This window comes from Methylotenera sp., from assembly GCF_029945535.1.
In the GTDB taxonomy this organism is placed as follows: Bacteria; Pseudomonadota; Gammaproteobacteria; order Burkholderiales; family Methylophilaceae; genus Methylotenera.
Genome location: NZ_JAQSCU010000010.1, coordinates 649344 through 669657, shown reverse-complemented (window position 1 = coordinate 669657; position 20314 = coordinate 649344). Strand labels below are relative to the sequence as shown.

Annotated in this window: 19 protein-coding genes and 1 tRNA gene; 9 read left to right on the top strand and 11 right to left on the bottom strand. The window is 42.8% G+C overall.

Going from position 1 to position 20314, the window contains the following annotated elements; all coding sequences use genetic code 11:
* Nucleotides 1-22: 22 nt before the first annotated feature.
* From PSU72_RS06240 to mqo, 8 genes are all read left to right on the top strand, one after another.
* The gene (locus PSU72_RS06240; RefSeq protein ID WP_300431459.1) at nt 23-961 is read left to right on the top strand and encodes an agglutinin biogenesis protein MshI; all 939 of its coding nucleotides are present in this window, start codon (nt 23-25) and stop codon (nt 959-961) included.
* Nucleotides 958-1749 carry a PilN domain-containing protein gene (locus PSU72_RS06235; protein WP_300431458.1) on the top strand — a complete coding sequence of 264 codons (792 nt, stop codon included), beginning with the start codon at nt 958-960 and terminating at the stop codon, nt 1747-1749. Before PSU72_RS06240 ends, PSU72_RS06235 begins: the two co-directional genes overlap by 4 nt.
* Complete coding sequence (locus PSU72_RS06230; protein WP_300431457.1) at nt 1746-2471, top strand: MSHA biogenesis protein MshJ; 726 nt, start codon at nt 1746-1748, stop codon at nt 2469-2471. The genes PSU72_RS06235 and PSU72_RS06230 overlap by 4 nt, the downstream gene beginning before the upstream one ends.
* Nucleotides 2468-2899 carry a hypothetical protein gene (locus PSU72_RS06225; protein ID WP_300431456.1) on the top strand — a complete coding sequence of 144 codons (432 nt, stop codon included), beginning with the start codon at nt 2468-2470 and terminating at the stop codon, nt 2897-2899. The genes PSU72_RS06230 and PSU72_RS06225 overlap by 4 nt, the downstream gene beginning before the upstream one ends.
* A 23-nt stretch (nt 2900-2922) precedes the next feature.
* Complete coding sequence (gene mshL / locus PSU72_RS06220; protein ID WP_300431455.1) at nt 2923-4692, top strand: pilus (MSHA type) biogenesis protein MshL; 1770 nt, start codon at nt 2923-2925, stop codon at nt 4690-4692.
* A 3-nt stretch (nt 4693-4695) separates the two neighbouring features.
* Nucleotides 4696-5601: an AAA family ATPase gene (locus PSU72_RS06215; protein WP_300431611.1), complete on the top strand. Its 906-nt coding sequence runs from the start codon at nt 4696-4698 to the stop codon at nt 5599-5601.
* 27 nt (nt 5602-5628) lie between these two features.
* Nucleotides 5629-6900 (top strand): tetratricopeptide repeat protein, encoded by a 1272-nt coding sequence (locus PSU72_RS06210; RefSeq protein WP_300431454.1) that lies wholly within the window; start codon nt 5629-5631, stop codon nt 6898-6900.
* Nucleotides 6901-7222: 322 nt separating this feature from the next.
* Nucleotides 7223-8779, top strand: coding sequence for a malate dehydrogenase (quinone) (mqo, locus tag PSU72_RS06205; protein WP_300431453.1), 1557 nt, complete (start codon nt 7223-7225; stop codon nt 8777-8779).
* Between the two features lie 88 nt (nt 8780-8867).
* Here the strand turns inward: mqo and rlmB are convergent, their stop codons facing one another.
* Together rlmB and rnr are read right to left on the bottom strand one after the other, a co-directional pair.
* Entirely contained in the window at nt 8868-9617 is a 750-nt protein-coding gene (gene rlmB / locus PSU72_RS06200) for a 23S rRNA (guanosine(2251)-2'-O)-methyltransferase RlmB (RefSeq protein WP_300431452.1), read from the bottom strand.
* Between the two features lie 64 nt (nt 9618-9681).
* Nucleotides 9682-12162 carry a ribonuclease R gene (gene rnr / locus PSU72_RS06195; RefSeq protein ID WP_300431451.1) on the bottom strand — a complete coding sequence of 827 codons (2481 nt, stop codon included), beginning with the start codon at nt 12160-12162 and terminating at the stop codon, nt 9682-9684.
* 87 nt (nt 12163-12249) lie between these two features.
* On the opposite strand from rnr, the gene PSU72_RS06190 reads away from it, so the two are divergent.
* Nucleotides 12250-12334: transfer RNA gene (locus PSU72_RS06190), tRNA-Leu, on the top strand.
* Nucleotides 12335-12595: 261 nt separating this feature from the next.
* On the opposite strand, the gene PSU72_RS06185 is transcribed toward PSU72_RS06190, so the two are convergent.
* Genes PSU72_RS06185 through PSU72_RS06145 form a run of 9 tightly spaced genes read right to left on the bottom strand, consistent with a single transcriptional unit; the run spans nt 12596 to nt 20309 of the window.
* On the bottom strand, nt 12596-13096 hold the full coding sequence (locus PSU72_RS06185) for a type II secretion system protein (RefSeq protein ID WP_300431450.1): 501 nt from the start codon (nt 13094-13096) through the stop codon (nt 12596-12598).
* A complete protein-coding gene (locus tag PSU72_RS06180; RefSeq protein ID WP_300431449.1) occupies nt 13083-13484 on the bottom strand; it encodes a type II secretion system protein in 402 nt (133 codons plus the stop codon). The genes PSU72_RS06185 and PSU72_RS06180 overlap by 14 nt, the downstream gene beginning before the upstream one ends.
* The gene (locus tag PSU72_RS06175; protein WP_300431448.1) at nt 13484-13966 is read right to left on the bottom strand and encodes a type II secretion system protein; all 483 of its coding nucleotides are present in this window, start codon (nt 13964-13966) and stop codon (nt 13484-13486) included. The genes PSU72_RS06180 and PSU72_RS06175 overlap by 1 nt, the downstream gene beginning before the upstream one ends.
* Nucleotides 13967-13982: 16 nt before the next feature.
* The gene (locus tag PSU72_RS06170) at nt 13983-16040 is read right to left on the bottom strand and encodes a secretin and TonB N-terminal domain-containing protein (protein ID WP_300431447.1); all 2058 of its coding nucleotides are present in this window, start codon (nt 16038-16040) and stop codon (nt 13983-13985) included.
* The gene (locus tag PSU72_RS06165; RefSeq protein ID WP_300431446.1) at nt 16037-16582 is read right to left on the bottom strand and encodes a hypothetical protein; all 546 of its coding nucleotides are present in this window, start codon (nt 16580-16582) and stop codon (nt 16037-16039) included. Before PSU72_RS06165 ends, PSU72_RS06170 begins: the two co-directional genes overlap by 4 nt.
* A gap of 5 nt (nt 16583-16587) precedes the next feature.
* Nucleotides 16588-17175: a type 4a pilus biogenesis protein PilO gene (gene pilO, locus PSU72_RS06160; protein WP_300431445.1), complete on the bottom strand. Its 588-nt coding sequence runs from the start codon at nt 17173-17175 to the stop codon at nt 16588-16590.
* Nucleotides 17163-17702, bottom strand: coding sequence for a PilN domain-containing protein (locus PSU72_RS06155; RefSeq protein ID WP_300431444.1), 540 nt, complete (start codon nt 17700-17702; stop codon nt 17163-17165). Before PSU72_RS06155 ends, pilO begins: the two co-directional genes overlap by 13 nt.
* Nucleotides 17699-18577, bottom strand: coding sequence for a hypothetical protein (locus tag PSU72_RS06150; protein WP_300431443.1), 879 nt, complete (start codon nt 18575-18577; stop codon nt 17699-17701). The genes PSU72_RS06155 and PSU72_RS06150 overlap by 4 nt, the downstream gene beginning before the upstream one ends.
* Nucleotides 18558-20309 (bottom strand): GspE/PulE family protein, encoded by a 1752-nt coding sequence (locus tag PSU72_RS06145; RefSeq protein WP_300431442.1) that lies wholly within the window; start codon nt 20307-20309, stop codon nt 18558-18560. Before PSU72_RS06145 ends, PSU72_RS06150 begins: the two co-directional genes overlap by 20 nt.
* Nucleotides 20310-20314: the final 5 nt, after the last annotated feature.

The window sequence follows — 20314 nt, the reverse complement described above, 5'->3', positions numbered from 1 at the left end:
ACCCTTCTATTGAGATACTGACATGAAATTATTTTCCAAGAAAAAATCACCAGGCTGGTTTGCACTGCGTACCTCGGCAATAGGCACTTGCGTGACCCATGTTATTCATACTGAAGCTAAACCCACCGTTGAGTTTAGTACGATTCAGCAAGAAAGTTTAAAAGACGACCACGCTGTTAAGTCGATGGCTACAAACTTAAGCATGGCTAACCTGCACTGCTCACTATTACTTGCACAAAGTGAATATCAACTATTTCAAATTGAAAAACCTAACGTGCCTGCCGATGAGCTAAAACAAGCCATTAGCTGGAAGCTAAAAGACATGATTGATTATCCTGTAGATCAGGCCACGATAGATGTGATTGATATTCCATCTGACCCCAATAACGCGAATCGGCAATCTTACGTGTATGCCGTTGCGGCTAAAAACAGTGTGATTGGCGACTATATGACGCGACTCATTGATTATGCAGGTTCAGGCTTAGAGGTGATTGATATTCCAGAACTTGCGCAACGCAATATCGCCGCTTATTTAGAACAAGAAGGTCGTGGACTGGCCATGCTCTCTATCAACAGTCATGGCGGCCTACTGACCTTTACATCAGGTGGAGAGCTTTACCACTCCAGACGAATTGAAATAAACAGCAAGCAACTGTACGACGACAATAGTGAACTAAAATCCAGTGTTTTTGAGCGCTTATTACTAGAAATTCAACGCTCACTCGATAATTTTGAACGCCAATTTCCCTATATCACTATCAATCGCCTTGTATTGGCACCTTTTATGGGTCGTGAAGACTTTTATGATTATTTAAAAGCCTATCTGTATATACCGATAGATCGGTTTGATTTGTCCGACGTATTTGAGTTTAAAGACCAAGCCAGTCTGGGCGATTTATCCATGCAAGCAAGCTTGCTACCAGCCTTAGGCGCGGCATTGCGAGGAGGTTCCTCATCATGAGTCAGCAGATTAACCTACTAAATCCCTCTCTTATCAAACAAAAGGATTTTCTAAACCCTAATACTATAGTGATAACGCTTGGGGTTTTATTGGCGTTTATGTTGGGGTATTACGGCTATGCGCAGAAACAATTGTCTACGTTAACAGCGCAGCGTAGCCAAATAGCTCAAGAACTATTGGCAACACAAGCGACATTGCAGCAAACGACTTTGTTACATACACCACATACGGCAAGCAAAGCTTTGGTAGAGCAAATTACACAACTGGAACAAAAAGAAGCCATGCAACAGCACATTTTGCAGACTGTGAATCAAAGTTCAGCGACACCTGAAAAAGGTTACGCGGCTTTGATGCGCGCCTTTGCAAAACAAAGCTTAGATGGCTTATGGTTAACCAGCTTTAGTATAGATAGCAAATCGGAGCAGCTCAATATCAGCGGCCGCACGCTACAAGGCGACCTTGTACCAGAATATATTGCAAGATTAGGCAATGAACCTGCATTAAGAGGTAAATTATTCTCAGCTTTGAATATGAGCCTGTCAAAAACTACTGGTGCAACTAGCGCAACACCAGTCGCAGTTATACCTACAACGACTTCAGCTAACACCGCTGCGTCTATCATTAAAAATGGAGTATCTGCACTAACAGTTAATAACACTGTTCCTACAGCAACCATTCAGAATAACGAACCTAAATATATTGAATTTTCATTGCAATCTATTGACGATAAATCAGCAGCCAATAACGCTGACAGCAAATCTGAGAACAAGGCTGGAGGCAAGCTTTGAAAAAGTCATGGCTAAGCTTAAGCACTAAATTTAATGCGCTGAATAGACGTGAGCGTTGGATGGTAGCTTGTGCGCTATTTGCAGTGGTATTTGCTGCGATTAATAGCTTATTAATCAGCCCAGTATTGGCTCGCCAAAAAGTAATAAGCAGCGAACTTGCGACTGACCAAGCGCAAATTCAAAACTTAACCCAACAAATTAGCGTTTATACAAACCTAGCTGTGATTGACCCAGATGCGAGCAATAAGCAACGTTTTACCGAGTTAAACAGTCACCTAAAAATCCTAGAAAACCAATTAAGTGGCTTACAAAATACGCTCATCAGCCCAGACAAGATGCCTGAGTTGCTTCGCAGCTTGTTGAAAAAGAATGGCAAGCTCCAACTGGTTGAACTAAAAACACTACCCACTAAAGGTTTACTTGAAGCTGAATCTGTAGATAAAAATACTGTAGCATCGCCAGCTGAGAATAGCAGCACAAGCAAATTAGATACAGGCAAACAAGACTCACCTGTTTTCAAACACGGCGTAGAAATTACCGTTGAAGGTCATTACTTAGACCTGCTCGAGTATGTCTCTGATTTAGAGAAAATGCCTTGGCATGTACTTTGGAGCAAAGCTTCATTAAACGAAGAACAGTCAGTAAGCAATGTATGGCCTACCAACCGCTTAAAACTCACGGTTTACACTTTAAGTTTAGATAAAACATGGTTAAGCATATGACATTAAATACCGACAAACACCTAGCGCACCCGACGCACAACCCACTGAAACTATTACTTAGCGTTTCATGCGGTATGTTTCTGCTGATGATGGAAGGCGATGTAAATGCCGAGGCGTTAAAAGACCCTACTCAGCCGCCCACAGCGTTATCAGGTGAAATTAGCAATGAAAATGGTCAAGCAGCCGGCCCTGTGTTGCAATCTGTGATGATAGGTTCGCAATATCGCGCAGCCATTATTAATGGCCAAAAGATCATGTTAGGTGGCAAGTACGAAAGTGCAACCTTAATTAAAATAAACGAACGTGAAGCTGTATTACGTAATTCTGATATGTCGACCCAGACTCTGGCAATGGATTATTCAATGGTAAAGAAAACTAGACCAGCAGTTCTGACTAAACCAATAGCGCCGTCTAAAACAAAAAATTGAATGAAGTAATCGAGAACAACATCATGCAAAAATTACCAATACGATTATCAGCATTACTTACTTTAATACTGAGTCAGGCAATGTTGCTAAGTGGCTGCGCTACTACTGAACCTCAGCATAGCGCCACACTCGATAAGATAAAAAATGAGTTAAAACAAGCTGCAGAAGTCAAAGCACCAACAGCCACACCTAAAGCGATTAATGATGCACTATTACCGCCTTTAAAAATTGCCATGCCTAGAGCTTCAGCCAAACAACTTGAACAACGTTTTGATTTAGTCATCAGCAACGCACCTGCCAGCCAAGTGTTGATGGGTATTGTGAGTGGCACGCGTTACAGCATGCTGGTTTCCCAAGATTTAACTGGTATGATTTCAGTCAACCTAAAAGATGTCACCGTGTTTGAGGCGCTAGATTCGCTGCGTGAGTTGTATGGTTATGAATACAAAGTAGAAGGCACACGTATTTTTATTGAACCTCAGTCAATCCAAACCCGTGTTTTTCAAGTGAACTATATTGTCGGTCAACGTAAGGGCTCATCTGACACTCGCGTGACCTCTGGCTCCGTGAGCGATGGCACTAGCTCTGGTCAAAGTACAGGCTCAACAACAACGACCAATTCAAGCGGCTCATCTAACCGTGCATCGATGATTAGCAGCAGCATTGCTACAACCACTAATAATGATTTTTGGAAAGATTTAACAGACTCTCTGAATGGTATTGTAGGTAATGAGAATGGTCGTCGTGTAGTCGTCAACGTTCAATCTGGTGTCATTATGGTACGTGCCATGCCAGCTGAAGTCCGCAATGTGGAAGCCTTCTTACGCTTAATGCAAGTCACCATAGAGCGCCAAGTGATATTAGAAGCAAAAATTATGAACGTGCAACTGAATGACCAATCTCAAAGTGGAGTGAACTGGTCTGTATTCGGTAAAAGTGGCTCTAACACTGGCATTGTAGGTAATTTGAATGCCAATACACAATTAGCCAGTTCTGGTAATGGTAATCTGCTGAGCGGTGACTTAGGTGCATCGTCTGGCAACGTGATTGCCAACGCAGCAACAACTGCGCTTGGCGGCCCGTTATTTGCCGTAGCTTTACAAGGTGCTAATTTTGCCGCCCTGCTCTCATTCTTAGAAACACAAGGTGATGTGCAAGTGCTTTCTAGCCCTAGAATTGCGACGATTAATAACCAAAAAGCAGTACTTAAAGTCGGTACAGATGAGTTTTTTGTCACTGGAATTTCATCGAACACGACCGCCTCAACTGGCGCAACAACCACATCGCCAGAAGTGACGCTACAACCTTTCTTTTCAGGTATTGCGCTAGATGTAACACCGCAAATTGATAAAGATGACAATATCATCTTGCATATGCACCCTTCCATCAGCCAAGTCACGACCGTGAATAAACAGTTGAATCTTGGCGGCGCGTCTGGTGCTATCAACCTACCACTTGCATCTAGTAACGTCAGCGAAACCGACAGCATCGTGCGCACCCATGACGGTCGAGTGATTGCTATTGGCGGTTTAATGACAGAAAGCTCAATCAGCAATAAGTCTAAAGTACCAGGCTTGGGTGATATTAAAGGTGTTGGCAATGCCTTCCGCCAAAAAGGTTCAACATCTAGCAAAACTGAATTGGTGATCTTGCTTAAAGCCACTGTTGTACAGGGTCAAGACAGCTGGAGTAATGATGCTCTATCTAGCCAAAAACGTATAGAAAACATGCAACGTAGCGACTATATGCAAAACACTGGCAACGTTGCACAAACGTCGACTGTGAGCGAATAGATGATGTACTTAAAACACTTTGGCTTAAGTGAAGCGCCTTTCAGCATTACACCTGATACCAGCTTCTACTTTGCATCGCATAGCTACCAAGAAGGCTTGAATACTTTGCTATTTGCCATTCTTTCTGGTGAAGGCTTTATCAAGATTACAGGCGAAGTTGGCACAGGCAAGACGCTGCTATGTCGCAAACTGATGTCTAGCCTAGATAGCAGCTTTAAAGTTGCTTATGTACCAAACCCTTATTTAGAGCCGCAATCATTATTGATGGTGTTAGCACAAGAGTTAGGCATCGACCTACCTAGTGCAGTTACCCAGCACGCAGTATTGACCGCATTGACACAAGCTTTGCTAGATTTTGCCCGCAATGGTATCAAAGTAGTGGTTTGCCTTGATGAAGTTCAAGCGATGCCCATAGAAACACTAGAAGCCTTGCGCTTACTCAGCAATCTTGAGACCGAAAAAAGAAAATTACTACAAGTGGTCATTTTTGGTCAGCCAGAACTTGAAGATAAGCTTAACCATGCTTCTATCAGACAGTTAAAACAACGCATTACTTTTGAATATCAGTTGGATAGGTTAAGTCGCGATGAGATGCACTATTACCTAAATCACCGGTTAATCATTGCAGGTTATCAAGGTAGCCGCATGTTTAGTGGCGCCGCTCTAACACTCTTATATTTAAAGTCTAACGGTGTGCCTAGATTAGTGAATATATTGGCGCACAAAGCGCTATTAGCCGCTTATGGCAAAGGTAAACAACAAGTAGGCTTAGTCGAGGCGTTTGCAGCAATTTCAGATACCAAATCGATAGAGTCAACATGGAGAAAGTTACGCTTACATGGCTTTAGCCTATCTCTATTTTTATGTATTTGCGGCAGTGCGTTTTTGGTTTTACCGAAATTTAGTTAACAAATCTATTACTATTGAAGACTGAACATGAGCTTAATTAATCAAATGCTAAAAGACCTGGAACAGCGCGGCGCTGGGTCTAATGACGCGAAAGAAATGATTATATCCAGTCCCAGCGAGGCTCTACAGCCAGCTGTAATCACACCTTATACGAGCCAGCACTATCAAGCTAAGCATGGCGTGCCGTTTCTCAAGATTAGTGGGCTAATGGTATTATTAGCTGGTGGCGCTTATTTGTGGGTACAAAGCGCACCTGCACTATCTCACAGTATTGATCAGTTAAAAGTACAAACACCACCACAAGTTGTGATGAATGCTGACCCTAAAGCAACGGCAAAACACCTAGAAGAGATTGAAGCTATTGCTGCTGTTCAAGCGCCAGATCCAGCGTCGCCTCCACTATTTGAAAGCACACTTAAATACACACCGATAGCCGCACAAACCAACAAGCTTGAAAAGTATCCTCAAAAAGATAAAGTTATCGCAAATGTAATGCCTGCTGAGCAGTTAACTAACAATCTAAATAATACCAATCAAGCAACTAAGCCAGTTGAACCAGTAAGTTCAGTTCAACCGATAGAACCTGCAAATAATGTAGTGGGTACTAGTAATTCAGCTGTAACTTCAAAGCTTGTTGTTGCAGCAAAATCACCCGCACACTCAAGCAATAGCAGCATAGTCAAACAAATCAGCCCTGAACAAAAATCAGGCAATTCATATCGCCAAGCCTTGGCTAACTTGCAACAGGGCCGCGTAGCCGAAGCCCAAAGTAATTTAGCTCAAGCCCTCGAAGCTAATCCAGCGAATCAAGAAGCTAGACAAACGCTTGCAGGCTTATTGCTAGACAATAATCGCAATGATGAAGCCAGAGCTACACTTGCCGCAGGCCTTGCAATTGCGCCCGAGCAAACGAATTTTCGTATGGCGCTAGCTAGATTACAGATAGAGTTGGGTGACAAATCTGCTGCGCTGACTACTATGGAACAAGGCCAGGCCTATGCAAACAACAATGCTGACTACCAAAGCTTTTTAGCGACCTTACTTCAACGCGCTAACCGTCATGATGAAGCTATCAGTCATTACAAAACGGCGCTGAATACAGCATCTAATAATTCCAGTTCCGCAAACTCACTAGTGGGTCTTGGTATTTCACTACAGGCGACAGGTAAGCTAGAAAACGCACAAGAAGCTTTTACGCGGGCGCAATCCGTTGCAACACTTAGCCCAGAACTTGCGCAATTTATAGATCAACAACTGAAGCAAATTAACCAACGCTTGCAAAACTCAGCAAGCAAGTAAAACTTATTATTAAGAATTACCTAAAGTCTACAACAGCATAGTCTTATACAAGACAGTGCTGTTTCATTACGATTCAACCCTGAAACGCTCAATATTAGCTTATAAAGCTATCAATCAAGATTTGATTGACTTTCCTTTATTCTAGCCACTTGCCAGCTCATTAATATTCCACAAAAATCAAATTTTTTACTGTAAAATTCATACCATAGTAATTAAGTTGTGCTGGTGCACAATTGATTAAAACCTACATTCAAAATGCTAAAGCCTGTCGACTACAGGCTTTTTTGTTGACCAAATCTTGAAGAAAATTGATAACGACTGAATGACAACAGCAAATAAAATTGATGTGCTATTAGTAGGTGGCGGCGTGATGAGCGCAACGCTAGGCGTTTTGCTTACTCAGTTTGATCCTACGCTTAAAATCAGGATGGTGGAGCAACTAGCAGAGGTGGCGTTAGAAAGCTCAGATGCGCTGAATAATGCTGGTACGGGGCATGCGGGTTATTGCGAGCTTAATTACACGCCACAAGGTGTTGACGGTAGCATTGCCATTGGGCGTGCTTTAGAAATCAATGCAGCATTCGAAGCTTCTCTACAGTTTTGGTCGCATTTGGTTGAAACCTCAGCCCTACCCGATCCGAGTCAATTTATTAGCAAAATTCCGCATTTAAGCCTTGTTTGGGGTGTAAAAAACAGTGCGTTTTTAAAACAGCGCTACGCCCTACTTAAGCAGCATCATTTATTTGAGCACATTCAATTTAGTGATGACTTTGCTCAATTGCAACAATGGATGCCGCTTATCATGACAGGCAGAAATGCAGACGAAAAATTAGCTGCGACCTATGTTGAAAATGGCTCAGATGTAGATTTCGGCTCACTCACACGCCATTTAGTTGACTACTTAAAAAAACAACCAAATTTTAGTTTGCAGACCAATACGCAAGTTAAAAATCTTAGCAAAATAAAAGACCGTGCCAAAGATGACACGTGGCATGTCAAACTGCATGATTTCACCACCAAGCATACACAAACCGTTAGCGCTAAGTTTGTGTTTTTAGGTGCTGGTGGTGGCGCACTGCCATTGCTACAAAAGGCCAATATTGATGAAAGCAAAGGCTATGGCGGCTTTCCTGTGAGTGGCCAATGGCTTATTTGCAACAACCCTGAAGTAATCAAGCAGCATTATGCCAAAGTGTATGGCAAAGCTGCGCTTGGCGCACCACCAATGTCTGTACCGCACTTAGATACACGCGTGATTAACGGCAAGCGCGCTTTATTGTTTGGGCCATTTGCTGGCTTTACCACTAAATTTCTAAAAGCAGGCTCTAAGTTTGATTTAGCAAAATCTGTCAAAGCCAATAATCTTAAAGCCATGCTAGGCGTAGGTAGACACAATTTAGCACTGACTAAATATCTCTTGAAAGAAGCTACCCAAACGCATGAGCAACGGATGAATGCGCTACGCGGCTTTTTGCCCAATGCGGTAAATAGTGATTGGACGCTTGAAAACGCAGGTCAACGTGTACAAATTATTAAACAATGCAACGAAAAATGGGGGAAATTAGAATTTGGCACTGAAATAGTAGCCGCCAAAGATGGTACTTTAGCGGCTTTACTAGGCGCATCACCGGGGGCATCGGTCAGCGTTAAAGCCATGATAGACGTGCTTGAACGCTGCTTTAGTCAGCAAATGAAGAGTGTCGCTTGGCAACAAAAAATGAAAACTTTAGTGCCAAGTTACGGTGAATCGCTGATTGATGATGCAAGTTTATTGAAACAAGTAAGGAAACGTACTCTTACAACACTCAAACTTAATAGTGACTTCTCAAACTTAGTAAGTGCAGAGGTTTTTTCAGAAGCTAAAACGAGTATTAATTAATACCATGTTGGCAGGCATAGGAATATTGTAGGAGGGTTTTGTAGCCGCTAAAAAACGGTTCGCGGCTACAAACCACTCCTACTAAGTACTACTTTAAGCTACGCTGACGCCTAGCTTCATACAAACAGATTCCGCTCGCAACGCTCACGTTTAAACTTTCAACCGAGCCATACATTGGAATTGTCATTAGTGCGTCACAGGTTTCTGCGGTTAAACGTCTAATTCCGTCACCTTCCGCACCTAACACAATCGCAATTGGGCCATCCAGCTTAGTATTTAGCAGCGTACTTGGTGCGTCCATTGTAGTACCAATCACGAATACGCCAGCCTCTTTCAGCTCACGTATCGTTCTTGCCAAGTTAGTCACTGCAATAAAGGGTACGGTTTCTGCTGCACCACAGGCAACCTTACGCACAGTCGCGTTTAGGCCAACTGCACGATCTTTAGGGGCAATGACGGCATGCACGCCCATCGCATCAGCCACACGCAAGCAAGCACCCAGATTATGCGGGTCTTCTACACCATCCAAAATCAGGAAGAACGGTGGTTCTGTCAGGTCAGACTCTAAAATATCGTGTATATCTTTATATGGAATAGGCGTATCAACCACACGTGCAATCACGCCTTGGTGACGACCGTTCATACCTGCCATGCCATCTAAGCGGCTACGTTCGACTTCCATCGTACGTACGCCTGCTGCCTCTGCCATCTTCAGCAAGTCTTTCATACGTGCGTCCATACGGTCGCGATCAATCAAAATCTCTTGCACACTAGCACCGTGTTGGCGCAAACGGCTTAATACGGCATGAAAGCCAAATAAAATACGGGCATCGCTCATTTCTTTACCTTATGGTTAATTCTTAACAGTTGATTCTTACTATATGATTATTAACGTTAACTAATTAACGCTTACTTGTCTTTTTACTGGCTTTTTTTGATTTAGTCGGCTTAGGTGGATTCTTTCCAGCCGTTTTACTCACCACTTTTGAACTGGATTTTGACTTAGGCTTAACGCCCAAAGTTAATTTTCCACCTGTTTTTGATGCAGTTCTGGACGTGTTTTTAACAGCCGGCTTATCGCCAAACTTGTCACCAAATTGCGTGCTGGATTTTACAGGTTTTCTATCGCCACCGCGCAATTTATTAGTCACGCCCTCTTTTGCAGATTCAACTTCAATACCATCATCCAATACATTGTTTTTATTCACTAAAACAAAATCTATTTTAGTTGTTTCTAAATCTACGCGCGCTACTTTAATGGTCAGTCTATCGCCTAAACGATACCGTACACCTGTCCGCTCGCCCGCCATCTCATGTCGAGCTTTGTCGTAATGGAAGTAATCATTGCCGAGTTCAGTCACGTGCAATAAACCTTCTACATACACGCCATCCAACGCAACAAATAGGCCAAAGCTGGTCACACCAGCCACGGTACCTTCAAACACTTCCCCAATCTTATCTTGCATGTAGAAGCATTTAAGCCAATTAGTCACATCACGTGTAGCATCATCAGCACGACGCTCCGTCATAGAGCAATGCACGCCTAAATCTGCCCAACTACCAGCTTTGTATTTATCGCCATTTAAAACAGCTTTAATTGCTCTATGAATCAGCAAGTCAGGATAACGACGTATCGGAGATGTGAAATGGGCATAAGCCTCATAAGCTAAACCGAAATGTCCCAGATTATCCGGGCTATAAACAGCCTGCTGCATAGAACGCAGCAACACCGTTTGCAATAACTGTGCGTCAGGGCGCTCTCTAATTCGCTCCAAGAGCTTGCCGTAGTCTTTCGCATGCGGTGTGTCACCACCACCTACTCCAAAGCCAAACTCAGCCATAAATGCACGTAATAACTCTAGTTTTTCAGGAGTTGGCCCTTCATGGATGCGGTACAACGCAGGATGCTCATGCGACTTCAAGAAGTCCGCCGCACATACATTGGCAGCCAACATGCATTCTTCAATTAGCTTATGCGCCTCATTACGTGTGCTCGGCACAATACGCTCGATTTTGCCTTGCTCATTAAACTCCATAATGGTTTCTGATGTCTCAAATTCTATTGCGCCGCGTTTTTGACGCTGCACCAACATCAATTTGTAGACACTATTGAGATGCTGCAAATGTGGCATCAACCATGCGTATTCTTGCGCAAGCTCGCCTTCAGGGTTTTGCAATATTTCATGCACCTTGGTGTAAGTCATACGTGCTTGTGAACGCATCACAGAAGGATAAAACTTATATTGCTTCACAATGCCCGCGCCATCAACTTGCATGTCACAGATCATACAGAGACGTTCAACATCAGGATTAAGCGAGCATAGGCCGTTGGAAAGCGCTTCTGGCAACATAGGAATCACGCGTCGCGGAAAATACACAGAGTTTCCGCGGTCATAAGCGCCTTTATCCAAAGCGTCGTTCGGCTTAACGTAAAAACTCACATCGGCAATCGCCACTACCAAACGCCAGCCCTTGCCTTGCGGCTCGGCATAAACCGCATCATCAAAGTCACGCGCCGTTTCACCATCAATAGTAATCAACGGCATTTCACGGCAATCGATACGGCCTTTATAATCTTCAGGTTGAACTAAGCGCGGATAAGCTTCGGCCTGATTAGTCGCTTCACGACTAAATTCATGCGGTAAATTGTGCTTACGTAATGCAATCTCAATTTCCATGCCGCTATCAGCATAATTACCTAAGATTTCAACCACTTTACCCATAGGCTGCGCTAAGGAAGACGGCTGTCCAGTTAATTCAACCATCACAACTTGCCCAGCTTTAGCGCCCATATCCAAGTGATACGGAATCAAAATATCCAAGTTGATGCGTTTATCTTCAGCTGCAACGATTGTCACGCCGCTAGTCTGCATTACACGTCCAACAAGCTTTTGCGTACGGCGTTCAAGTACTTCAACAATCTTACCTTCAGGTCTACCTTTTCTATCTAAGCCACTCATGCGCACCATAGCGCGGTCGCCGTGCATTACTTGCGACATTTCTTTAGGGCTTAAGAATATATCTTCGCCACTTACTTTTGTTTTGTCATCAGGAATTAAAAAGCCGAAACCATCAGGGTGACCTTGAATCACGCCTGCAATCAAATCCAGCTTGTCGGCGATACATAATGCGCCTTTTCTGTTTTTAATAATCTGACCTTCACGCTCCATTGCGTTCAAGCGCTTATTAAAAATGATTCGCTCATCTTCACTAATATCTAACAATAGATAGAGCTGTTCCACACTGAGTGGAATGCCTTGATCGCTCATCGTAGTGAGAATAAGCTCACGACTCGGCAATGGTGTGTCGTATCGACCCGCTTCACGCTCTGCGTGCGGATCAGAACTTCTATTAGTTTTGTTTTTGTTACTATTTTTTGTCATTGACAAAGCTTACCTTTAATATAAAATTCACCGCAACTATTAGCCTAAGCCTGAATCTTAGCGGTGTAATGGCTAAACCATATAGTTGCCCAAATGGCGGAATTGGTAGACGCGCATGGTTCAGGTCCATGTGCCTTCGGGTGTGGAGGTTCGAGTCCTCTTTTGGGCACCAATTTCAGAAAAAATCTTTACACTTCAATATGTTATAAAAATCTCTTGCTAGTATCGTATGGTGACACAAACATGTGACCCATTGTACTATGAATCAAGCAAGCCATCTATGGGAAAGCCGTCACGGCATTTACTACATTAGGATGGCACACGGGGATTTAGAAATTAAACTCTAACTTAAAACTCGAGATCCGTTGATGGCAATGAAATTGCCTATATATGACACTTCAAAGTGTGGGGGTGATTCTTGCCCAACTTCAGTTTATTTTGAGATAGATAAAGGAACATAAGCAAAATACCATTCTCCATAGTATTTTTTATTTTCAAAATGGCGGTACATCAATCTAAAGTTCTTAGTTTTGTAGGGTTTTGCAGCGGACAAGCTATAAACGCCCATTACGCCGCCGCTAGGTGCTTCAAGAATGCCCCATCCTTCCCTTTGAGTAACGGGGTCTGAATAAAGTTTACGTAAATAACGTTTCGTTTGAGGAAATCGCACATCTTTTAGTAAAGCCTCCAAATTGGGCGGATATTGTTTTACTACACCCGGGGTTTGATTGTAATAGTTGCCAATCGCTTTGCGGATAGTGTCTCCAACTTTAAGTAACTCTTGTTCTCGTTCACGCTTTCTAGCTTCGCTAAATTTTGCGCCAGCTGCGGCTAAAGCATAGCCTACGACCATGATCAGAATAAGCAATCCGACCAATAAATATCCAGACTGATACCTACTTGAATGACTCGATTGATATTTACCAATCAGCATAGTTACTACCATCAGATGCAACATCTTGCGAACCGCTGTGAATGTCGTAAATAGTGCCTTTCGTTTCAATATCTAGCGGCGGCGAGAGTAGCCAAGTAACAGCACTATCGGTAATCGGGTCGATTGGAATCGCTCGCAAGTACTTGTATTGCACTAGATCTTCTAGCGAGTCAGGATAAGCATTTTTATCGCTGTAAAACTTATCAATCGCTTCTCGCATCACGATTAAATCATTTTTGAGGATTTTCTCTTTAGAGCGGCTCATAGAATCAAAATAGCGTGGAGTGACTAAGCTAAGTAGCGTGGCAATAATGGCGAGTACTACTAGTATTTCTATTAAAGTGAATCCATTTTTTTTGCCAGTATTTTTCATAACATCTTTTTTCATCACCAGTCACTATAAGCTTGTTGATTGATACCAACTTCATGAGAAAGTGAGTATACGTCGTAAACATCCTCACCCTTTTCTGGTTTGTCATAAGAGCTGCCATAACTGCGTTTACCCCATGTTTCATCTGCGCTAGCCGTGGCGTCTGTGGCAAAGGGGTCGCGTGGAATATTACGCATAAAAAATATTTTGCGTTTTTTTGTATCCTGTATATTTTCCACGCCTATGACTAGTTGCTGCAACGAGGCAGGATAGCCAGATTGATCAACAGACTTCTTAATTAAACCGTCGTCAGACGCCTGTTTATAGGCATCTATCGCGTCCCTAATCTGCCATAGCGCCCTTTTCAACTCTTGCTCTTTATTACGTTGCGCAGTGAGTTGCATCAATGGCGAAGCGGCAGTCAATAGTAGCGCCAATAAGACTAAGGCAACCAACAGTTCTATCAGCGTAAATCCTTTATGATTAGGTATAGCTCTCATCACCGTTGACTGAGTCTTACTGCGCTTTATAAACAGTGCCGCCACTGTTCGTTTCTGTAGTTTTACCGACATTTCCATTCGCGTTTGCATCGACGTCAGGCTGCAGCAACTGATTAGCAAAGTCTTGATCAACTTGTGCACGTTCAGTTTGAGTATTTTGCGGTGTCGCAACTTGCGCTTGCACAGGCTCGGCTACTGCAGACTGTTGCTCTAGTGCCTTAGTACTACGTCCACTGGCATGATTAACACCTGATGGAAACAGCGTATAAACTGCATTAGCTGGTGCAATATTGTGCAAAATTCGCGGCGTAATTAGCAACACAATTTCATTTTTACGCCTGTCATTATTTTTATCTGAAAATAATCTGCCGATGAAAGGCAGGCTAGATAATCCAGGTACTTTATTAGAGATATTTTGGCTATCATCTCTAAATAGACCCGCCAAAATTTGCGTCTCGCCATCTTTTAGCTGCAGAACGGTATTGGCATTGCGACTACCGATGGTATAAGCCAGCACGCCTGAATCTGTTTTCACTTGATCTGTTACGTTGCTGACTTCTAAACCAACCTTAATACTCACCCGATTCTGCAACAATATGGTTGGCTCCACATCTAGCTTAATACCAACATCGATATAGCTCACTGTTTGCGAAACAAAGCCTGTGGAATTGGCAATACTGGTGAGCACAGGTATTTTGTCGCCCACGTGTATTTTTGCTTTTTCTCTATTTTTGACACGAATTTGTGGGTTTGCCAGTAAGTTGGTATCTGTATTTTGTTGCAATAAATTCAGTGCGAGTACTGGGTCACTCACACTAAACACCCCAAGTCCAGAGTTAAAGCTTTTAAGCTCTGCAATGGTTAATCTGCCTGGTGTAGCAGTCACTACGCCATCCGTAGCAGTCGATTTACCCTGCACGCCAACACTCATTTGCGTTGGATATTTAATGCCGATTGCCTCCAAATTCTTACGATTGATTTCCATCACTTCAACTTCAAGCATCACTTCTGGCTCCAGCATGTCTTGTGAGGCGATGAGTTTTTCAGCAATCTGAATAGCCTCAGCGGTATCACGCATGATGAGCGTATTGAGCTTTTCATCGATGTAAATATCTTTAGATTTGACGACGGTTTTAATCATATTCATGGCGCGCTTAGCATCCATGCTATTGAGATAAAAACTGCGCACATATTGCTCTTGGTATTCTTGACTGCGGCTTAAGGGATAAATCAGCAATGTGTTGTCATTCAATACTTTTTTTCCAAGTTGATTAGAGGTCAAAATCACTTTAATCGCATCCTCTATGCTTGAATTTCGCACAAAAATACTGGTATTGAGGTCAGTTCTTAATTCTTGATCGTAAATAAAATTAATATTGGCAGTTTTACCAATCAGTTCAAACACCGTTTTAATCGGCACATTTTTTAATTCCAAAGTAATTGGTTTTTTGTAAGCAGTTTTAATTTGCGGTATAGCTGTTATTTTTTTATTCTGCTTACTCTCTATTTGTTCAAATAAGTTTCGCGCGCCTTGGTCATTTGCGTCTTCCGCTAATATTGATCTCAGTATATTCAAAGCAGTATCGTCATCATTTTTGTCAAATGCGGACTTTGCGTTCGTGAGCATCATGGCGTGATTCTGCAATAAACTTATTTGACGCAAGCCGTCTTGCGCGCGCTGATTATCTGGCGCCAAAACTAATACTTGCTGATATGCAAACTCTGAATCACTTAATAGATTAAGCCGACTTTTATCGTCTGCTGTTTTAAGCAAAGTGTTAATTTGCGAGGACTGTTGTATCTTGAGATTAGTGCGGTATTGCGCATTTTCTGGATATGATTTCACCAACTGTTGCAACTTGGCTATACCTGTCGCTGTATCACCTTTTAATATTAGTTGGTTCGCTTCTTCGTAGGCCGCGCTATCTTGCGCTTGCATATTACTGCCGGCTGGCTCTTGGGTTGCATTTAAGCTAGCGCAACTAGTGAGCAATATTAAGCAAGCTAGCAGTACAATAAAATGACCTGACACTAAGCCTTGCATAATACTTTTATTCAAACGATATAAATTCAACTGTTTGCTCCAATTTCCATCTGTATTTCAAATTTTAGGGGGATATTTTTAAGTGTCATTGTGGGTGGCGTGATGGATTTAACTTTCCAAATATCTTCAATCACATCACCTGATTTCACAGCATGGCTTTTTTCGCCATCAATCAAAAAAACCACCAATGTGCCGTCTTGTATAATTTTTCCAGCATAAACAAATGGATTAACTGGCAAGGTGATGGCAGGCTCGGCATTCATATCTGGGTTATTTTGCATAGCCACAAAAGGAGTAAAGATGTTTTTTGGCACATCAATATCTAGCGACCTTTGAATCAAGTGCGTAGTAAGCGTAGCCAATGGCAAGTCATCTTGTTTGATTTCTTCAGCGCCTGTTTGATTGAGTGCTTGTTTGCTGAGCTTTACTTTCTTATCGCCATTTAAAGTCATCGCGCTTTTATCCGCTTTCACCACAAGATCATCAGCTTCTTCTTGCTGCGAAATCCACACGGTGGCCGCTATCGTCAATAACAAAGCCAACCAAACGCCATATTTTTTTATCAATACCATGGTCGCTACTGCTGCGCTTTTTGCAGATATAAAGTGAACTGAACTTGCGCATCTACTAGATCTGTTACAATGTCTTCGCGCTTAAAGCTAATGTCATTCAGCGCAATAGACGGCAAGTTATTCAGTACTTGATTAATAAATTGCCTAATTTGCATATAGCTACCCGTTAATGGCAATTTGATTTGGTACTGTATGAGCGGAGAGACTGAAAGTGGCTGCTCATATTCCACCTTATTGATGACTAAGCCATTGTCAGTAGCCACGCGAAGAATCTCGCTAATCTTGCTACTCGCTTCGGTTTGCGTAGGCAACACATCATAAAAAATTCTGGTAATGTCGGATGTATCATTATTGGTGCGATTGCTAACATTATGTTTTGGATTAGCTTTAACTGCGGCCACTTTCATTTGTAACTGTTGCAATTGCTGTGCTTTAGGCGCTGCGACAATGATGAGATAGCTTACACTTCCAATAATGAGTAAAAGCCCAGCCAAGCCTTTCCAGCCTAATGTTTGCCAGAAAAGTTGCCTAACTTTGTATTTAAAAACCTGAACCAAGTGATTCGGTCGCAAAGCTAAATTTAGACTTTCCATGCTGCACCAACCACAAATCTAATCACTGTCTGCCCACTAATATCAGTCGTTTCTTGTGACTGTAATACCACCTCTTTAAGTACTCGTTGCTGCGTTAACTCTCTCACGTAACGCATCATGCTGCCTGTATCTAAGGCCAAAGCCGTAATATGCAAAGTGCGCTGCTTTGGATTGGGCTCCAAGGCTAACAACTTAACGTCCGTGCTATCCACTGCTTCTAGGGACTTAAATAATGCGGGCCAAGGCAATACAATTTCTTTAATGGCCGCATTTACTCCACTGATTTCATCATGCTTTACTGCGTGCTCCTTGGCATTTATTTGTGACAAAGTGCGATTCAAGCGCGGCTTATTCGTTGCTTCTAACCGTTGACGTAAATCAAGTTTTAATAACTCAGTTTCACTTGATAGCTGCTGGCAATACAGAAAAAGTGCAATGCTAAACATGTTGCCTATCACCAATAATGAAATCGCAAGCACATCAATTTTATGTGTCCTTAACACATGGTTTAGGCCTATGTGATTCATGCGTGTGCCCAATCTTGCGTAGTATTTTGAGTTTTGCGACTTTGCATATCAAATTGATGTGGCAGTACTTTAATGGCTTTGTTATTAACCAGCGTTAAAAGCTGATTTCTTTGATATTCAGGCCAGTAGACCAGAACAGGTAGCTCATCCTGCACATTGCAGTTCACCATTTCGCGCTGAATTAAAGCCGACACTTGAGCAGAAACATCTGTTTCTATCGCTACGTTTTTAACTGAACGCCAGCCACCATCAATCAATAAGGTGAGACATATACGGTCACTTTGAATGGCGACTAACCAAAAACTGAGTGGTTTATTCTGCTTTTTCACCTCGCTTACCGTTTGATTAATCGCCAGCATTAATTGCGGATAAACTGCGCTTAAGGTCATATCGGCCGCATTAAAGACATCATGCAAGGCTTGCAACAAGCCGTTATTAATCCCACTAGCGATGGCTGAGTGACCAAAGCTAGGCTCGCTCATACGTAAATCCCAAGTTTTAGCAGTGTCACCATAAACTAAATTAAAGCAATGTTGCATATAAGCTTTACGCTCAGTTTCAACAGCTAGCTCTGCGTTCCAAGGAATCACGGCATATCGCGTAAATTCATTAGAAACGATAGCGATTGGCGTCGTACCTTGCCATTTTTTATTTGTTAACACTTGCTTCAAGTGCTGGGTTAATACACTCAAACCTTGAGACTCATTGATTTTATCGGCAATATTCTGTGGTAGCTCTACTACTTGCTTATGCAAGATTTGTTGCTTTAGCCCATTGCGTAACGGCCTAGTGATGCGCAGAAACACCATGCACTGCGGGTAAATAAACACCCACAGCTCATCTTTGAATAATGATTTAAACCAATGAAGTAACACGGTTAATCTCCTGTAATGTGGTTTCACCACGTTTTACTAAATCTAGCGCGGCCTCTCGCATACTGCGTGTGCCATTGGCACTGGCGGCTTCTTTTACTTTTCTGACGGGTTCACGCGTCACAATTAACTCGCGTATCACATCGTTAAAGCACAGCAACTCTGCAATGGCCTTACGACCTTTATAGCCAGTGCCATGACATTGGCCACAACCTTGACCTTTTTTGAAATTAAAACTCGCCGCCTGCTCTTGCGTCAGCCCAGACTTCGATATCAGCGCAGCATCTGGCGTGTCTTCAACGGCGCAATGTGCACAATTGATACGCACTAAACGCTGCGCCATGATGCCGTTAATGGCAGACACGAAACTGTAGGGATCTACTTGCATATTAGTAAAACGACCAATCACATCAAACACGCTATTGGCATGTACGGTGGTGAGTACCAAATGTCCCGTTAGCGCTGATTGCACGGCAATTTGCGCGGTTTCAGCATCACGAATCTCACCGACCATTATTTTGTCTGGATCGTGTCGCAAAATGGAGCGCAAACCACGCGCAAAAGTGAGGCCTTTTTTCTCATTCACGGGAATTTGCAATATGCCTGGCAATTGATATTCCACGGGGTCTTCAATGGTGACTATTTTGTCTTCACCATTGTTAATTTCAGACAGAATGCCATACAGCGTGGTGGTTTTACCGCTACCAGTTGGCCCTGTTACCAGCAACATGCCATAGGGTTCTTCGGCAAGCAGACGGAAGCGCGCCATGATGTCTGGTTCAAAACCTAGCGTTTCTAAACTTAAACCTTTGGCTTCATCACTTAAGGCTTTGCGGTCTAAAATACGTAAAACAGCATCTTCGCCAAACACGCTAGGCATAATGGATACACGCAAATCGACCTCGCGCACTTTACCCTCCCCGCCAGTAGCCAGCACTTTAAAGCGCCCATCTTGCGGGACACGCCTTTCAGCAATATCAAGCTCAGACATGACCTTAATCCGCGAAATCGCTTGTTCCGCTTGGGCAATACCTTGAATTCCACCCTCAAAGCTCAACACGCCATCAATGCGGTATTTCACGGTAAGACCATGTGCATCCGTTTCCATGTGTATATCACTCGCACCAGCTTTAAGTGCGTCATAAAGTGTTGAGCGTACAAACTTAACCACCGGGCTGGTATCTTCACTAATCGAACGCAAAGAAATGTCTTCGATACCGTTTTGATTGGCTTGCGACTCTGTATGCTCTGTAGCTAAACCGTCCATGGCACGCATGCTGGTTTCGTGATGCGTTAGAAAGGCGTTTAAATCCTTGTAATGCGCTAGCCCCCAAATCACTGGCTGTTGAATCATTAAATCTACTTTACTTTGCAGATAGCTATCAAACGGATTGGTATGTATGAGGTACAAACTATTCTCGTTATTTCGCAATGCTACGCAGCCGTATTTACTCGCATCGGCAAAAGTTAACAATTCAAAATCTGGCGTCATTTCATATAGCTGCAGCATGCTAAAGGTTGGGAAATGCATCAACTGCCCAAGCGCAGTAACGAAATCATCTGCGCTTAATTCTGAAATTTCTTCCAAAGCCTCTAACAAAGGCTGCTTGGTTTGGCTGGCGATTGTTTTGGCACTATTCACCTGCTCAATGCTGATTGCATTGTCCGCATTAGTAGGAATTTTATGATGCGCATTAATTGCCACAACATTTTCAAACTCAGATTTTTTAAGCATGCCTG

What these genes read in the sequence shown, in the direction of transcription:
- PSU72_RS06240 (WP_300431459.1), top strand. Translation starts at nt 23, where the DNA reads ATGAAATTATTTTCCAAGAAAAAATCACCAGGCTGGTTTGCACTGCGT.
- PSU72_RS06235 (WP_300431458.1), top strand. Translation starts at nt 958, where the DNA reads ATGAGTCAGCAGATTAACCTACTAAATCCCTCTCTTATCAAACAAAAG.
- PSU72_RS06225 (WP_300431456.1), top strand. Translation starts at nt 2,468, where the DNA reads ATGACATTAAATACCGACAAACACCTAGCGCACCCGACGCACAACCCA.
- mshL (WP_300431455.1), top strand. Translation starts at nt 2,923, where the DNA reads ATGCAAAAATTACCAATACGATTATCAGCATTACTTACTTTAATACTG.
- PSU72_RS06215 (WP_300431611.1), top strand. Translation starts at nt 4,696, where the DNA reads ATGTACTTAAAACACTTTGGCTTAAGTGAAGCGCCTTTCAGCATTACA.
- PSU72_RS06210 (WP_300431454.1), top strand. Translation starts at nt 5,629, where the DNA reads ATGAGCTTAATTAATCAAATGCTAAAAGACCTGGAACAGCGCGGCGCT.
- mqo (WP_300431453.1), top strand. Translation starts at nt 7,223, where the DNA reads ATGACAACAGCAAATAAAATTGATGTGCTATTAGTAGGTGGCGGCGTG.
- rlmB (WP_300431452.1), bottom strand. Translation starts at nt 9,617, where the DNA reads ATGAGCGATGCCCGTATTTTATTTGGCTTTCATGCCGTATTAAGCCGT.
- rnr (WP_300431451.1), bottom strand. Translation starts at nt 12,162, where the DNA reads ATGACAAAAAATAGTAACAAAAACAAAACTAATAGAAGTTCTGATCCG.
- PSU72_RS06185 (WP_300431450.1), bottom strand. Translation starts at nt 13,096, where the DNA reads ATGCTGATTGGTAAATATCAATCGAGTCATTCAAGTAGGTATCAGTCT.
- PSU72_RS06180 (WP_300431449.1), bottom strand. Translation starts at nt 13,484, where the DNA reads ATGAAAAAAGATGTTATGAAAAATACTGGCAAAAAAAATGGATTCACT.
- PSU72_RS06175 (WP_300431448.1), bottom strand. Translation starts at nt 13,966, where the DNA reads ATGAGAGCTATACCTAATCATAAAGGATTTACGCTGATAGAACTGTTG.
- PSU72_RS06165 (WP_300431446.1), bottom strand. Translation starts at nt 16,582, where the DNA reads ATGGTATTGATAAAAAAATATGGCGTTTGGTTGGCTTTGTTATTGACG.
- pilO (WP_300431445.1), bottom strand. Translation starts at nt 17,175, where the DNA reads ATGGAAAGTCTAAATTTAGCTTTGCGACCGAATCACTTGGTTCAGGTT.
- PSU72_RS06155 (WP_300431444.1), bottom strand. Translation starts at nt 17,702, where the DNA reads ATGAATCACATAGGCCTAAACCATGTGTTAAGGACACATAAAATTGAT.
- PSU72_RS06145 (WP_300431442.1), bottom strand. Translation starts at nt 20,309, where the DNA reads ATGCTTAAAAAATCTGAGTTTGAAAATGTTGTGGCAATTAATGCGCAT.